17 protein-coding genes are annotated in these 15,128 nt (G+C 61.3%); 7 read left to right on the forward strand and 10 right to left on the reverse strand.

Annotated features, from left to right (window positions below; translation table 11 throughout):
• Positions 1-4: 4 nt before the first annotated feature.
• Positions 5-781 (reverse strand): DUF3108 domain-containing protein, encoded by a 777-nt coding sequence (locus BSG20_RS03870; RefSeq protein WP_072370132.1) that lies wholly within the window; start codon positions 779-781, stop codon positions 5-7.
• Between the two features lie 238 nt (positions 782-1,019).
• On the opposite strand from BSG20_RS03870, the gene rpmB reads away from it, so the two are divergent.
• The 3 genes from rpmB (at position 1,020) to BSG20_RS03885 (ending at position 2,632) form a co-directional block, all read left to right on the forward strand.
• On the forward strand, positions 1,020-1,316 hold the full coding sequence (gene rpmB, locus BSG20_RS03875; RefSeq protein ID WP_024316182.1) for a 50S ribosomal protein L28: 297 nt from the start codon (positions 1,020-1,022) through the stop codon (positions 1,314-1,316).
• Between the two features lie 116 nt (positions 1,317-1,432).
• Complete coding sequence (locus tag BSG20_RS03880) at positions 1,433-2,068, forward strand: queuosine precursor transporter (RefSeq protein WP_072369255.1); 636 nt, start codon at positions 1,433-1,435, stop codon at positions 2,066-2,068.
• Between the two features lie 222 nt (positions 2,069-2,290).
• The gene (locus BSG20_RS03885) at positions 2,291-2,632 is read left to right on the forward strand and encodes a hypothetical protein (protein ID WP_072369257.1); all 342 of its coding nucleotides are present in this window, start codon (positions 2,291-2,293) and stop codon (positions 2,630-2,632) included.
• A gap of 258 nt (positions 2,633-2,890) precedes the next feature.
• Here BSG20_RS03885 and BSG20_RS03890 read toward each other — a convergent pair whose 3' ends face one another.
• A complete protein-coding gene (locus BSG20_RS03890; protein ID WP_072369259.1) occupies positions 2,891-3,853 on the reverse strand; it encodes an AraC family transcriptional regulator in 963 nt (320 codons plus the stop codon).
• A 127-nt stretch (positions 3,854-3,980) separates the two neighbouring features.
• Between BSG20_RS03890 and BSG20_RS03895 the strand changes: the two genes are divergently transcribed.
• The gene (locus BSG20_RS03895; RefSeq protein ID WP_072369261.1) at positions 3,981-4,868 is read left to right on the forward strand and encodes an SDR family oxidoreductase; all 888 of its coding nucleotides are present in this window, start codon (positions 3,981-3,983) and stop codon (positions 4,866-4,868) included.
• A 10-nt stretch (positions 4,869-4,878) separates the two neighbouring features.
• Here the strand turns inward: BSG20_RS03895 and BSG20_RS03900 are convergent, their stop codons facing one another.
• The 4 genes from BSG20_RS03900 to BSG20_RS03915 form a co-directional block, all read right to left on the reverse strand.
• Positions 4,879-5,910: an esterase-like activity of phytase family protein gene (locus BSG20_RS03900; RefSeq protein WP_072369262.1), complete on the reverse strand. Its 1,032-nt coding sequence runs from the start codon at positions 5,908-5,910 to the stop codon at positions 4,879-4,881.
• A 20-nt stretch (positions 5,911-5,930) separates the two neighbouring features.
• The gene (gene cobT / locus BSG20_RS03905) at positions 5,931-7,832 is read right to left on the reverse strand and encodes a cobaltochelatase subunit CobT (RefSeq protein ID WP_072369264.1); all 1,902 of its coding nucleotides are present in this window, start codon (positions 7,830-7,832) and stop codon (positions 5,931-5,933) included.
• A 12-nt stretch (positions 7,833-7,844) separates the two neighbouring features.
• Positions 7,845-8,837, reverse strand: a complete 993-nt coding sequence (gene cobS / locus BSG20_RS03910; protein ID WP_024316174.1) for a cobaltochelatase subunit CobS — start codon at positions 8,835-8,837, stop codon at positions 7,845-7,847.
• Positions 8,838-9,151: 314 nt separating this feature from the next.
• Entirely contained in the window at positions 9,152-9,763 is a 612-nt protein-coding gene (locus tag BSG20_RS03915) for a J domain-containing protein (protein WP_007528067.1), read from the reverse strand.
• A gap of 100 nt (positions 9,764-9,863) precedes the next feature.
• Between BSG20_RS03915 and BSG20_RS03920 the strand changes: the two genes are divergently transcribed.
• Positions 9,864-10,145, forward strand: a complete 282-nt coding sequence (locus BSG20_RS03920; protein ID WP_037081939.1) for a BolA family protein — start codon at positions 9,864-9,866, stop codon at positions 10,143-10,145.
• Positions 10,146-10,215: 70 nt separating this feature from the next.
• Here BSG20_RS03920 and BSG20_RS03925 read toward each other — a convergent pair whose 3' ends face one another.
• The 4 genes from BSG20_RS03925 to BSG20_RS03940 form a co-directional block, all read right to left on the reverse strand.
• Positions 10,216-10,695 (reverse strand): DUF2938 domain-containing protein, encoded by a 480-nt coding sequence (locus tag BSG20_RS03925; protein ID WP_072369266.1) that lies wholly within the window; start codon positions 10,693-10,695, stop codon positions 10,216-10,218.
• Between the two features lie 68 nt (positions 10,696-10,763).
• Positions 10,764-12,074, reverse strand: a complete 1,311-nt coding sequence (locus BSG20_RS03930) for an HlyC/CorC family transporter (RefSeq protein ID WP_072369268.1) — start codon at positions 12,072-12,074, stop codon at positions 10,764-10,766.
• Positions 12,071-13,201, reverse strand: a complete 1,131-nt coding sequence (gene aroB, locus BSG20_RS03935) for a 3-dehydroquinate synthase (RefSeq protein ID WP_072369270.1) — start codon at positions 13,199-13,201, stop codon at positions 12,071-12,073. Before aroB ends, BSG20_RS03930 begins: the two co-directional genes overlap by 4 nt.
• A complete protein-coding gene (locus BSG20_RS03940; protein ID WP_072369272.1) occupies positions 13,198-13,788 on the reverse strand; it encodes a shikimate kinase in 591 nt (196 codons plus the stop codon). The genes aroB and BSG20_RS03940 overlap by 4 nt, the downstream gene beginning before the upstream one ends.
• A gap of 147 nt (positions 13,789-13,935) precedes the next feature.
• On the opposite strand from BSG20_RS03940, the gene BSG20_RS36280 reads away from it, so the two are divergent.
• Entirely contained in the window at positions 13,936-14,112 is a 177-nt protein-coding gene (locus tag BSG20_RS36280; RefSeq protein WP_037122335.1) for a hypothetical protein, read from the forward strand.
• Positions 14,113-14,116: 4 nt separating this feature from the next.
• Positions 14,117-15,070 (forward strand): site-specific tyrosine recombinase XerD, encoded by a 954-nt coding sequence (gene xerD / locus BSG20_RS03950; RefSeq protein ID WP_072369274.1) that lies wholly within the window; start codon positions 14,117-14,119, stop codon positions 15,068-15,070.
• Positions 15,071-15,128 lie beyond the last annotated feature (58 nt).

Consider the following 15,128-nt stretch of genomic DNA (forward strand, 5'->3'; position numbering starts at 1 on the left):
TCCGTCAGCTTGCGCCGTATTTCACGGCGGTGATCGTCACCGGCCCGTATTGCGTGGGAATACGGACGTAGACCGGAGCATATACATTCGCCGTATCCGACTTGGCAAACCAGATTTCCATCCGGCTGCTCTTGCTCAGATAGTCGATATCGCTGCGACCCTTCTTGTAGCCGGAGCGAGGGACGAACCGAACACTGCAGACCGTCGCCTTGCCGCTGAAGCCCGCCGTCGAGAAATTCTGCGCGCCCTTGGGAGAGAGCACCAGATCCATGCGCATCTCGCCATCATAGATCGGCAGCTTCTGCGCGCAGACATCGGCGTCTCCAGGGAAGATCAGACCTGAGATCGGATCGAGGACGGAACGCATGTCGCTGGCCGGTACGTTGACCCAGTTCTTCGGCAGCCGGCGCGGCGGCTTGACTGTCGTCGAGGTGATATTGCCGTTGCTGTAACGCACTTCGTATGTCCGGGCGCGTTTGCCGCTCTTGTAGTAGAGATAGTAGCGGGATGCCTGTAGCCGATCGCCGCGCAGCACGCCGTCGACGCTCGTCTTGGCGGAGATATTGGTGACGAGATCGGCAAGGCCGGCCGAACTGATGTCGCCAGATACCCTGTAGCTCTTGTCGTCCTCGATCTTCGTCAGGAAGGCCGCGCGCGCAATCGTCAGAATGCCAAGCGAAACCCTGTATTCCGTGCGATGCACGATCTCGCTTGCCCCGGCCGGAATGGCCATCAGCGCAGCGACCGTGGAAATGAAAATGCGTTTGCCCAGATGAGCCATGAAATGAACCTTGTTCGGGCAGCTCGTAAAGCCGTTCATCACGGTCTATACGCCTGTCTCACGACGAAGCAAACACGAGCTTTTTGACAGAATTGCGGGAAATGCCAAGGTTTGGCTTGACGCGCACGGCCTGTCTGACTATAGAACCGCAACTTTCCAATCATGGCCTGTTGGATTGCTAGCCCGGTTTTGCGTGGGCGTGCAACTGATGGCCGAGAAAAACAAGAATAGGTGTTCCATGTCCCGCATGTGCGAATTGACCGGCAAGGCAGTCCTGACTGGTAACAATGTCAGCCATGCCAACAACAAGACCAAGCGCCGGTTCCTCCCGAACCTGTGCCAGGTTACGCTGATCTCCGACGCGCTCGGCCAGCGTTATCGTCTTCGCGTTTCGGCTGCTGCTCTTCGTTCCGTTGAGCATCGTGGCGGTCTCGATGCCTTCCTGCTGAAGGCAAGTGAAAACGAACTGTCGATGCGCGCTCGTCTGCTGCGTCGCCAGATCGTCAAGAAGACTGCCGAAGCCGCTGCTGCGTAAGCTTCGACTGCTTCTTCTTTCATACGGCTTCAAAAGGCTTGCACGGATGATATCCGGACAAGCCTTTTGCTTTGCCGGTCTGTCCCTCGAACTGGTGGCATACCCAGGATAAAAAAATGCTGACGACGCGCTTCACGCTTATCTATGTCACACTGATGACGCTGGTCGTCGTCGCCTCGAACTTCCTCGTGCAGTTCCCATTGAATGCCGAGCTCGCCGGCATCAATCTGGCCGACATCCTGACCTGGGGTGCCTTCACCTATCCGGTCGCCTTCCTGATCACGGATCTAACCAACCGCCAGTTCGGCCCGCAGGCTGCCCGCAAGGTCGTCTTTGCAGGCTTTGTCGTCGGTGTGGCGCTGTCCTTCTATACCTCGGTTCCGCGTATCGCGATCGCCTCGGGTTCGGCCTATCTCGCCGGCCAGCTGCTCGATATCTCGGTCTTCAACCGCCTGCGCCGTCAGGCCTGGTGGCGCGCGCCGCTCGTCGGCTCGCTGATCGGCTCGATGCTGGATACGGTGATCTTCTTCTCCTTCGCTTTCGCGGCCTTCTTCGTCGTCATCGGCCCGAACGATCCCTTCGCGCTCGAACCGGCCCCGATCCTCGGCGTCTTCACCGCAGAGGCGCCGCGCTGGATTTCCTGGGCGATCGGCGACTTCGCGGTGAAGATGATCGTCGGCCTCGTGATGCTGCTGCCCTATGGCGCACTGATGAACGTGCTGCGCCCGGTGCAGGCCGCGCCCGCGCGCTAAACAGGCGCCCGCCGCCCCATTCTTAGCTATTCGGCGGAGCTTTTGCTCCGCCGTTTCTTATTATTGGCAAGGACGCCGGGACGATTTGCCGAAAGATTCTCGCCGCGACACTTTGCTGCCACGCTCGAATGCAAAAAAATCTATGTATCCCATTGCGGCGGTGGTTTTTGATGACGTTTTTATGACAGAAAGTGTCGCAACCGCATCAAACTGGAGGCAAGCGTGAGTGAGAAGCGGAAGCGAGTTTATGAGGCGCTATTGGATGGCGCGACGGAAGGTCTTTTTGGCAATGCGCTTTTCGATTTCGTGCTGGAACGGTGTCCCAAGGCCACCAGCAAGAAGATCGTGCGTGCCTCTTTGCTGGCCCTGACCGATCCTGACGTCACCGACCGGAACGTTCTGCATACGATCTACGCGCTCGCCATCGCCCACCGGATGGATGAAGTCGGCTCAGCCAACGATCCTGACGACGATGAGAATCCCACGGAAAAGAGCCCGGTGCTGCGGAAGCTGAAGAAGAAGCGTCCATCCGCCTCGGCGCCAGTGGAGGCTAGCCAGATCTGAACCGGAGCGGCTTCAGGGCGGGGCATCACCAACGCTGCGGGAGCACAACATCGGAAGCGAAGCGAAACGGTGAAATCCCTCGCCGCAATGTGTGACGGTTGACGACAAGATCGCCACAAACCTAGCAACCAAACTGAGCATCCAATACGACGACCCGAACGATGCCGACGTCTATGTGGATGGTTTTCTGCGCTTCCAGCGGAACGTCTAAGGCGCACTTGCTCGGTTCAAACTGCGCCAAGACACGCGCAACCCGTGCTAGCTGATCGGCGGCTCCGACCTGGCGGCGCTGTCCAAGCTCCGCTCGCGGCGATGCCGGTTGCGGCCGTACTGGCGTGGCGAGAAGCCCATCACCCGCTTGAACGCCGTGCTGAAGGCGGCTTCCGATCCGTAGCCGAGCGATGGCGCGATGCGGGAAATGGGTTCTCTGGAGTTTTCCAGCCGGTCTCCGGCGAGAAGCATGCGCCAATGCACGAGATAGTCCATCGGCGAGGTCCCGACCGTCTCCTTGAACCTGACCGCAAAGGTCGAGCGCGACATGCCGGCGCGCGCCGCCAGTTCCTGCAGGGTCCAGCGGCGGGCCGGGTCGTCGTGCATCGCCGTCATCGCCGCACTCATCTGCTTGTCTGCCAGCGCAAAGAGCCATCCGACGCCGGCCCGGGAACCGTCTGCGAGATGCAGCCGCAGCGCCTGAACCAGGATCATGTGCGCCAGGTGTTGCACGATCAGGAAGCCGCCCGGCTGCGGCTCGCGCAGCTCCTGCATCATCCGCTCCACCGACCAGCGCAGCGCCGCCTGGCCGGGCTCGTCCCTGATGAGGACGATGGGCGGCAGGATACGAAGCAGCAGGCCCGCATGCGCGCCGGTCAGCGCAAAGCGGCTGCTCACCAGAAGGAAATCGTCGCCGCCATTGTAGGAGACGATGCCGCCGGTGCGCGCGGTCGCAAAGACCGCAGCCGCTCCGACCGGCGGCAGCGAAAGGTCCGTCGCCAGGCGAAAAGGACGGCCACTCGGCAGCAGGAAGCAATCACCCGTCTGCAGCCGCACCGCCTCTGGCACGCCTTCCACCGAGAGCCAGCAATGGCCGGAAACCACGGCGGCGCATTTGACGCCGTCTTGTTGATCGGGGAACTGGATCGACCACTCCCCACCCGCCTCGAAGCCCGCAGACAGGTAATTGCGGGGCTTCAGCAGAGACAGGACGTTTGACAGCGGATCCATGAGGCCATTTCGGACGATCGCGAAGACAATACGGACTATATAGCATAGACCGTATTTCCAGAAATCATATCTTGATCCGGACGAGGCCGCGGGCGGCCTGAAATTCAGAGATAGCTAGGAGAAATCGATGCGTGTCTTCGTAACAGGCGCCACGGGATTTGTCGGCTCTGCCGTCGTTCAGGAGCTCATCGGCGCGGGCCACCAGGTCCTCGGCCTTGCCCGCTCGGATGTCGCTGCGGTATCGCTTGCAGCGGCAGGTGCTGCGGTGCATCGCGGCCATCTTGAGGATCTGGAGAGCCTGCGCAGTGGTGCCGCTGCCGCCGACGGCGTGATCCACACCGGCTTCATCCACGATTTCTCCAGGTTCAAGGAGAACTGCGAGATCGACCGGCGGGCCATCGAGACGCTGGCTTTAACGTTGGCGGCAAGCGACCGCCCGCTGGTCATCACCTCAGGAACCGGGCTGCTCCCGAAAGGCCGGTTGACCACCGAGGAGGATGCGCCGACCGCCGCCTCTCCCCGCATCGCCTCCGAAGAGGCCGCCGCCGCCGCCGCATCGCAGGGTGTGCGCGCCATCACGATCCGCCTGCCTCCGTCGGTTCATGGCGACGGCGATCACGGCTTCGTCCCGCTGCTGATCGGCATCGCCCGCGAAAAGGGCGTTTCGGTCTATACCGGCGAGGGAGGCAATCTCTGGGCCGCCGTGCACAGGTTCGATGCAGCCAAGCTCTACAGGCTGGCGCTCGAGAAGGGCAAGGCAGGCGCCCGCTATCATGGCGTCGCTGAAGAGGGCGTTCGGTTCCGGGAGATCGCCGAGGTCATCGGCCACCGGCTGAACGTGCCGGTCGTTTCCAAGTCTTCGGAGGAGGCGGCTGTACACTTCGGCTGGTTTGCTCATTTTGCGGCGATAGACAATCTCGCCTCGAGCAAGCGCACGCGCGAAGAAATGGGTTGGCAGGCAACCGGTCCGGGGCTGATCTCGGATATCGACCGGCCGGTCTATTTTGGCGGCTGACGCCGAGCGGTCATTTCTGCAAAAGAGCCGTGTCGCCGGCTCGCGACGCCACCAGTCGGAACTCCAACATCAGATTGCGTTGCAGGATGGAGTGGTTGTCATCAGAGACGATCACCACATGCGTGGTCCCATCCTCGGCCGCGAAGACATCCAAGCCTTCCATATTGTCGATCTGATAGTTGAAGTCGCCCTGCAACAATATCTCGCCGTCCATAACAGCGCCGGGTCGGATGTCGGCAGCCTTGATGCGGCGGATGCGCATTCCGATGCCTTCTGCGACGTTGAAGCGGCGCTCCAGCAGCAACAGGTCGCCATCCGGCAGGAAGGCTCCGTCCGTCGCGTCGAAATCGCCGTAATGGGCGAGCGACAGACGTCCCTTCAACGGCCCGTCTAGAACCGCGGCATAGGCATTGCCGTCGATGTCTAAGCTGCGTTCGGCCACGATCAACGTCCCGCCCTTGAGGGCGCTGTCCACGGGCGCAATGGCGATGGTCTCAAAGCCGCGGTTGCCGCGCAGTGATCGTTCGGAAAACGGAATGGGAATGGTGTCGATCGCACGCGATGTCTCGAAGCCGGGGTCGGGATAGACGTCGACGCGGTGGTCCTGCTCGAAGGAAACGAGGATCTGGCCGCCATGCAGCGTAATACCCTCGGCATCCATATGCCCCTTGCCTTCAAAGCTCCGCCCGGCGCGATTCTTCATCGGGGTGATCGCGACATCGGCAAGGCCGGACAGGCGCCCCTGCGGATCGCGCTCGATGCGTCCGGTCATCCAGTGGCCGGTATCGAGCACACCCACGAAATCCGTCTTGTCTGATCGAAAACGGATCGACGACAGCGAACCGAACAGCCGTTGGGGAGAGACCATCTCGAGCCCACCGAGGAATTCGAGGGGGCCGAACCGGGTCTCGTCGGAGCCAATCTTGAAGTCAGTGATGATGCGGCTCCTGACCTCGACATCGCCATCGGCAAGCGCTGGCGGCATGGCGGCCGCCAGTGCAAGGGCGATCGATATCAGGTTGGCGAAAGGCTTCCGGAGCATCCAGAAAGCGTCCTTCGCGGTTAGCCGGCGCGGCGGAGGCGACCGCCCCGCGGCTGGACGGTCTTGTCTTCGAAGAGTGACGCAAGCTGCTCGGTCATGGCACCGGCCAGCTCGTCCGCATCGACGATCGTCACCGCGCGCCTGTAATAGCGCGTTACGTCATGACCGATACCGATTGCCAGAAGCTCGACCGGCGAACGCGTCTCGATGCGATCGATGACGGCGCGCAGGTGTCGCTCCAGATAGTTGCCCGGATTGACCGACAGCGTCGAATCGTCGACCGGCGCGCCATCGGAGATCATCATCAGGATGCGTCGCTGCTCGCGGCGGGCAAGCAGGCGGTTGTGCGCCCAGATCAATGCTTCGCCGTCGATGTTCTCCTTGAGCAGGCCTTCGCGCATCATCAGGCCGAGATTGGCACGCGCGCGGCGCCAAGGAGCATCGGCCGACTTGTAGATGATATGGCGCAGATCGTTGAGACGGCCCGGTGTCTGCGGCTTGCCGCTACCAAGCCACTTTTCACGCGCCTGCCCACCCTTCCAGGCCTTTGTGGTGAAGCCCAGGATCTCGACCTTGACGCCGCAGCGCTCCAACGTGCGTGCCAGGATATCGGCGCAGGTGGCCGCAACCGTGATCGGGCGGCCGCGCATCGAGCCTGAGTTGTCGATCAAAAGCGTCACGACGGTATCGCGGAACTGCGTGTCCCGCTCCATCTTGAAGGACAGCGCCTGCATCGGGTCAATGATCATGCGCGTTAGACGCGCAGGGTCGAGGTATCCTTCCTCGAGATCGAAATCCCAGGAGCGGTTCTGCTGCGCCATCAGGCGGCGCTGCAGGCGGTTCGCGAGACGGCCAACCGCACCCTGCAGATGTGCAAGCTGCTTGTCGAGGAAGGCGCGCAGGCGCTCCAGTTCCGCGGCGTCGCAGAGCTCTTCGGCGGTAATTGTCTCGTCAAATTCCTCGGTGAAGACGTGGTAATCGACCTTCTCGTTGAAGTCATCGAAGGGGGTGTTCGGACGGCGGGTTTCGCCCGGCGTCTCGGAATCTTCCTCGCCTTCTTCCTGCATGTCGTCGTCGGAGATTTCGGCGCCTTCGGTGTCGCCGTCCTCCATCTGCTCGTCGGCGACTTCGCTGTCCTCCACGGGCGCAGCGTCGGAACCCGCCTCGTCATCGACCTCGTCCTGATCCTGCTCGTCGCCGTTCGGCTGGTCTTCCTGCTCCGAATCGTCGTCGGAATCGGGCTCGCTGTCATCGTCGCCATACTCTTCCGCCATCTCCATGGCCGAAAGCACGTTGCGGATCGCCTTCGAGAAGGCTGGCTGATCGTTGATGACGCCGGAGAGGTTTTCGAGTTCGGCACCAGCCTTCTCCTCGATGAACGAGCGCCAAAGATCGAGGACCTTGCCGGCGGAGGCTGGCGGCTTCTCACCGGTCAGCTTCTCGCGCACCATCATGGCCATGGCCTCGCCGATCGGCGCATCCTCCTGCCGCTCGATGCCGGAGAAATTCGCCTTGGCGTATTTCTCATCGGTCATCGACCGAAGGTTTGCAGCAACGCCTTCCATGCGCAGCGCGCCGATCGATTCCACACGCGCCTGCTCGACGGCGTCGAAGATCGCCCGCGCGTCGGAGCCTTGCGGCGCCATCGTCGCGTGCACCCTGTCGTCGTGGCAGGCGAGCCTCAGCGCCATCGAGTCGCCGAGGCCGCGCGTGACCGCGAGTTCATGCATCGTCGGACGCTTGGAAAGCTCCGGCAGACGAATCCGCTCGGCGGTCATTCCAGGGCGTTCGTTGGCGAAGGTCACCTCGACGTCGCCGTCGCCGGCAATCGCGCGAACGCTGCCGGTTATCGCCCGGCGCAGCGGCTCGACGTCGACTGGCGAGCCAGGCTTTGCTTTCGAATTGTCACCACGAGCAGCCATGATCGGTCAGCCTTAGGCCTCCAGAACGATATTGGCTGCACTTTCCTTCAGCTCGACGCCGAAGGCGCGCTGATAGTGCTCGGCAACCAGCGGGCGCTCCAGTTCGTCGCACTTGTTGAGGAAGGTGACGCGGAAAGCAAAGGCGATGTCCCCGAAGATCTCGGCGTTTTCCGCCCAGGTGATGACCGTACGCGGGCTCATGACGGTGGACAGATCGCCGTTCATGAAGGAGGCGCGCGTCAGATCGGCAACGCGAACCATCTTGGAGACCGTATCGCGGCCTTCCTTGTCCTTCTGGAACGTCTTCACCTTGGCAGCGACGATGTTCACCTCATGGTCGTGCGGCAGGTAGTTCAGCGTCGTGACAATCGACCAGCGGTCCATCTGCGCCTGGTTGATCTGCTGTGTGCCGTGATAGAGGCCGGTGGTGTCGCCGAGGCCGATCGTGTTTGCGGTGGCAAAAAGTCGGAAAGCCGGGTGCGGACGGATGACACGGCTCTGGTCGAGCAGCGTCAGGCGGCCGGACGATTCCAGAACGCGCTGGATGACGAACATCACGTCGGGGCGGCCGGCATCGTATTCGTCGAAGACGAGGGCGACGTTGTGCTGGTAAGCCCAGGGCAGGATGCCGTCCTTGAATTCCGTGACCTGCAAACCGTCCTTCAGAACGATCGCGTCCTTGCCGACGAGGTCGATGCGGCTGACATGGCTGTCGAGGTTGATACGCACGCACGGCCAGTTGAGGCGGGCGGCGACCTGTTCAATGTGCGAGGATTTGCCCGTGCCGTGATAGCCGGAGATCATCACGCGTCGGTTATGGGCGAAACCGGCAAGAATGGCGAGCGTGGTCTCGCGGTCGAAGAGATAATCGGTGTCGAGGTCCGGAACATAGGCGCTGCCCTGGCTATAGGCCGGCACGCGAATGTCGGAATCGATACCAAAGACCTCCCTGACCGAAACGGTGGTGTCCGGAAGCTCCGAAATATCAAGGTCAATCTTGCTCATCATGTCTCCAAGGCGGGTGACCGACACCCGACCATACTGTCTCAGCCCATATCGCAACCATGACGCCGCAGATTAGGGTCCGCGCTCGCTCATGTCGGAACGTCGGCGATGCTTCTCCGGGACTGAAACGAAACCTCGGGGGCGATAGTCTACCGCTAGCGAGCATTCTTGAACAAAGTCCCGGACAAGAAACGCCGCGCCCGGAAGTGGCCAAGGCGCCTGTGGGACAAACGCAGAAAGTTATGCCGCGATTGCCTGCGGCCTCAGCCGATTTGGGACCATACCTGATTGAAGACCAAGAGCAAGGACGGGAATTAACAAAAACCGTTCTGCTTCAATAATTGATAGGCCTGAATGACGGCGCGGAACCGTTCTTCCGAGCCGCGGTCGCCACCATTGGCGTCGGGGTGGTGCTTCTTGACCAGTTCCTTGTATCGGCTCTTGATCTCCGACGAGGTCGCACTGGCATCAAGGCCCATCGTGTCGAAAGCCTTGGCTTCCAGGCTTTTCAGCTTGCGCTGTTCGGGAAAACGGGGACCGCTTCCCTTGGTGCCGTTGACGAAGCCGAAGGGATCGCGCACGCGGTAGGAACCCGAGCGCAGATCTGAATGCAGCGGGCTGTTCTTGGCGGCCTTGTTGACGCCGACCGTCCAGGTCGGACGATGCCCGGTTATCGCTTCCTTCTGGTAGCGCGCGATTTCGCCGTCGGAGAGGCCGGAGAAGTAGTTGTAGCCCTTGTTGTATTCCTTCACGTGCTCGAAGCAGAACAGAAAGAACTGTCCCTCGGCATTGCGTCCGACGGGAGCGCGATGCACGCCTTTCTTGTCGCAGCCATCCCACTGACAGGAAGGGGGAGCCTGTTCGGTTTCCTGCTCGCGTTTGCGGCGGGTGCGGATGCGGTCGAAATATTTGGAATCGAGTCTCATGGCGGCACTAATTATGGGCCTGCGAAGAGGCGACAACAAGAATTGACAAACCGGAATGTTGCTGGCTTGGTGGGAACCTTTTTCGCAAAGCAACGAGACCATGACCCTGCAGACCCGCATCGAAGAAAAGTTGACCGCCGCGTTCGCGCCAGAGCGCCTGAGCGTGATCAATGAAAGCCATCTTCATGCGGGCCATCAGCCTGACATAACGGGGACCGGCGAGACCCACATGCGGGTGCGCATCGTATCCGCCAAGTTTGCCGGCATGCCACGACTGGCGCGACACCGTGCGATCACGGAGCTTTTGAAGCCAGAGCTGGATGCCGGATTGCATGCGCTCGCTGTCGAACCAGCAGCCCCCGGCGAACCGGTGCGCTGGTAGCGGGCACGAGGCTGTATATGGGTGTTCTGGCCGCTTTTTCCAAGGCGACCGGATACGTCACGGTACCTTTTCAGCGGATCAGAAGCGCCGTCGCATAAAGCCCGAAGCCGAAGATGGTATGCGCCACCAGATTGAGGAAGCGCACCTTGTTCGGGTTCGGCGTCTTCGATGCGGCCCAGCCGATGCCAAGACCAGGCTGCAGCAGGAACCAGCCGGCACCAACGGTGACGATCGCCCAGATCCACGCCGGCAGGAAAGTCGGCTCCGCCAGCCAACCCGGCCCGACGAGCAGCACGAGCAAAATGCCGTAGACAATCCCGACCGCATAATGGCCGATCCAGCCGAGCGCGAGTTCATGGTCGCAAGGTACGGCGGTGCCGATATCGTCGTGGAAGACCTTGCCATTCTTCAGGTGCCAGAACCAGCGCCCGACCGGCGCCCAGTTCGGCAGCGGGCCGCCCGTGGCTTTCGCAAGAACAATTGCCCAGATGTCCATAAGAACGGTCGCCCCGATGCCGATGGCGACAGAACGCCAGAAAATATCAAACATATCAAATCCATAATGGTGATGCCGGCGACGGACCCCTCTCCGGCGCGAGCAATAAAGGGACATCTGCCTCAAGCCGGACCTGCCTCGTTTTCCTCCGCTGGCCGGATACGAAGTTTCGTGATGCGGTTCTTTTCGCGCCTCATGACGATGAAGCGCTTTTCGTGGAAGGTGAAGGCCTGCCGCTCCTCTGGGATGGTCATCGATTCGTGGATCACGAGGCCGGCGATCGTCGTCGCCTCCTCATCCGGCAGATGCCAGTCGAGGGCACGGTTGAGATCGCGGATCGGGACGTTGCCATCGACCACGATCGAACCGTCCGCCTCCTGGCGCACGCCCTGTATGTCGATGTCGTGCTCATCGGCAATATCTCCGACGATCTCCTCGAGGATGTCCTCCAGCGTCACGATGCCCTGCACTTCGCCGTACTCGTCGACGACGACAGCGAAGTGCTGCTTGCGGCGCAGGAAGGCATTTAGCTGCGCTTCGAGACTGGTGCTGTCAGGCACGAACCACGGCTTCTGCGCGATCTTGACGATATCGAGATGTTCCGGCTCGGCATCGCGCTCGGCAAGCGCGCGCAGCAGATCCTTGGAGTGAACCACGCCGATGATATTGTCCGTGGAGCCGCGCCAGAGCGGCATTCGGGTAAAGGGGCTTTCCAGGATCGTCCGTACGATCACCTCGGGCGGATCGTCCGCATTGATCGCCCGCATTGCCGTGCGGTGGACCATAATGTCGGAAAGTTCGAGTTCGCCGAGATCGAGGACGCCACCCAGGCGGTCGCGGTCTGCCTTGACGAACGATCCCTCGCGGTGCAGCAGATCGACGGTGCCGCGCAGTTCCTCGTGGGCGGAAAGCATTGAGGTCTCACGCGAGAGGTTGATCCCAAAGAGCGACAGGATCCAGCGCACGATCGCATTGACAAAGGATGACAGCGGGCCGACGACTGCGACGAACAGCTTAACCGCATAGGCGACATTGAGGGCGAACCGATCCGGCGTCGAAATCGCCCAGCTTTTCGGCAGCACCTCGGCGAAGATGACCAGGATGACGGTCATTGCGAGAGTGGCAAGCGCAACGCCGGAGTTGCCGAACAGCCCGAGAAACAGGCTGGTCGCCAGCGACGAGGAAAGGATGTTGGCGAGATTGTTGCCGATAAGCAGCGCGCCGATCAGCCGGTCGCGGCGTTCGATGAGCCGCCGCACCAGCCCCGCGCGTTGCTCGCCATTGGCTTCGAGCGTGTGGATGCGGCTGCGGGAGACCGCCGTCAGCGCCGTCTCCGAGCCGGAGAAAAATGCGGACATGAGCACGAGGGCCACGATGGAGACAATTTCCGGCCAGGATGCGGAAAGAAATGCCAGCGTGCCTTCGAGGGTCATTGCGGGTGTTTCTCCTTGAGGAAGCTCAGCACTTCCGAGGCGGGAACATCATTGGCGACAAAGGACTGACCGATGCCGCGGGTCAGGATGAAGGTCAGTTTGCCGCCCTTCACCTTCTTGTCCTGGGCGATCGCGTCCATCAGCACTTCAGCAGGTGGCAGCGTTCCTGGGATTTCTGCCATGCGCGTCAGCAGGCCGACAGCCTTCAGGTGGCTTTCTACACGGCGTGCGTCGTCCGGGCTCGCCAAGTTCATGCGCGCCGAAAACTCGTGCGCCAGAACCATGCCGATCGACACGCCTTCGCCGTGTACGAGACGCGAACTGTCATAGGCTGTGGCCGCCTCCAGCGCATGGCCGAAGGTGTGGCCGAGATTGAGCAGCGCGCGTTGCCCAGTTTCGCGCTCATCGGCCACGACGACATCGGACTTTGCCTGGCAGCTTGTGGCGATAGCCTCGATTCGGGCGATGCCGCCGGCAAAAACCGCCTGCCAGTTGGCTTCCAGCCAGGCGAAGAAATCCGGCTTGTCGATCAGGCCGTATTTCGCCACCTCGGCATAGCCGGCGCGGAACTCCCGCGCGCTCAGCGAATTCAGGACGTCGGTGTCGGCGAGCACGAGGTCGGGCTGATGGAAGACGCCGACGAGATTCTTGCCGTGCCGGCTGTTGATGCCTGTTTTGCCGCCAACCGAGGAATCGACCTGCGACAACAGTGAGGTCGGCACCTGCACGAAACGCACACCGCGGCGCACGATGCCCGCCGCAAAGCCGGAGAGATCGCCGATCACGCCGCCACCGAGCGCGATGACATAATCGTTACGCTCAATCCGCGCCTCAAGGACCTTGTCGCAAACGGTCATCAAGTGCTCGAAGCTCTTGGTCTTCTCGCCCGCCGGCAGCACGAGGGTTGCGGAGGCGATGCCTGCCGCCTCGAGGCTTTGGATCAGCGCCTCAAGATAAAGCGGCGCCACGTGCTCGTCGGTGATGACGGCCGCTTTCCGGCCCTTCAGGCGCGATGCGATCTCTGTACCGGCACGGGCGATCAGGCCTGGTCCGATCAGGATATCGTAGGCGCGCTCGCCGAGCGGCACGTGAACCTTGCGTTCAAAGGCGGAGGCAATCGCATTCATCGGGCTGCACTTTCGGTTCGGGCATCGATCACGGCTTGGAGAATCTCATCCGCCATCAGTTCCTTGCGCACATCGCGCGAGAGGACGGTGAGGTCGGCGAGCTCGTAGATCGGATAACGCGCGTTCATCAGGTTTTCGAGGGTCTGCTTGGGGTTCTCGGTCTTGAGCAACGGCCGCGTATCGCGCTTGCTGACCCGCTCCCAGAGAACGTCGAGGTCCGCCTTCAACCAGATGGAGACGCCGCCCTTCTTGATATGCTTGCGCGTCCGGTCGTTGATGAAAGCGCCGCCGCCGGTGGAGACCACGCGCGGACCGTTCTTCAGCAGGCGCTTCATCACGCGGGTTTCAAGCGCGCGGAACTCTTCCTCGCCGTAAGCGGCGAAGAGCTCGCCAATGGACATGCGGGAGACCTTCTCGATCTCGGCGTCGCTGTCGACGAAAGGGATGCCGAGCTGATGGGCGACGATCCGACCGACGGAGGATTTGCCTGCGCCCATCAATCCGACCAGGATCAGATTGCGAGAACCGAGCGCAGCACGAGCCCTGTCTTTCAAGCTTTCGGCAACGGTCAGAACTGGGTGGCTCATTGGTCCATTCACACTTTGTTTGCGAACGGTATCGACAAATGCAGGTGTAGCGTCAAGTCGCGGGCAAGGGAAACGTGGTTCAAATCGCGCCTTCTTGCACTTGCAAACATGCTTCTTCATAAAGAAGCAGAGCCATGGAGTTGCTGAATGCCGAGTTTGTTCCGTTTTCTCGCCGTTTTGGCGGTCATCGCCGGTGCGATATACGGAACGATGTGGGCACTTGTTGTTTTCGTGGAGCCGCAGGAGCGCGACGTGACGATCCGTATTCCCTCCGAGCGGATCAACCCTCCGTCGACCGGCGCCATCAACCCGTCCAAGAAGTGAGACGATGAAGGATCTCGGCTGGGTTCGCGTCGAAGCCTTTCTGGAAATGATGAGCGCGGAGCGGGGTGCGGCCGCAAATACGCTCTCCTCCTATGAGCGCGACCTCGACGATCTGCACGCCTTCCTGAACGGCAAAGGCATCCGCCTGATGGACGCGGCGTCGGCGGATCTTTCGGCCTATCTTTCCTCACTCGCTTCCCAAGGGTTCAAGCCTTCCTCCCAGGCACGGCGGCTGGCTGCGATGCGCCAATTCTACAAATTCCTCTATGCCGAGGGCCTGCGCACCGACGATCCGACCGGCGTTCTCGATGCGCCGAAGAAAGGCAGGGCACTGCCGAAGACGATGGGCGTCGACGAGGTCGGCAGGCTGCTGGAGCAGGCCGAAACCGAAGCTCAGGATCCTGCGCCCGGGCAGCTGCAGCGACTTCGGATGCTGGCTCTTCTCGAACTGCTCTACGCGACGGGGATGCGTGTCAGCGAGCTTGTTTCGCTTCCCGCCCGTGTGCTCGATCAGGACGGACGCTTCCTGATGATCCGCGGCAAGGGCAACAAGGAGCGGCTTGTGCCGCTATCGCAATCGGCAATCGCGGCGCTGAAGCTTTATGGTCGCATGCTCGCCACCGATAACGCCGCCGCCAATGTCCAGAAGGAAAACCCCTGGCTGTTTCCGGCTGCATCCAAGGAAGGCTATCTGCCGCGGCAGGTTTTCGCGCGTGATTTGAAAAATCTTGCGATCCGCGCGGGCCTCACCCCATCTATGATCTCGCCGCACGTCATGCGGCATGCATTTGCAAGCCATCTTCTCGCCAATGGCGCGGATCTTCGCGTCGTTCAGGAGCTGCTGGGGCACTCAGACATTTCAACCACGCAAATCTATACGCATGTGTTGGAGGAACGGCTTCAACAACTGGTCCAAACGCACCACCCCCTTGCCAAACAGGCCAAAAAGCAGGAATAGGACCGGCAACAAAGGGCGCGCTCTCAAAAGGCCGCCCCGGCAAAAGGAACGGAAACGC

The organism is Rhizobium tibeticum (assembly GCF_900110205.1).
Taxonomy (GTDB): Bacteria; Pseudomonadota; Alphaproteobacteria; order Rhizobiales; family Rhizobiaceae; genus Rhizobium; species Rhizobium tibeticum.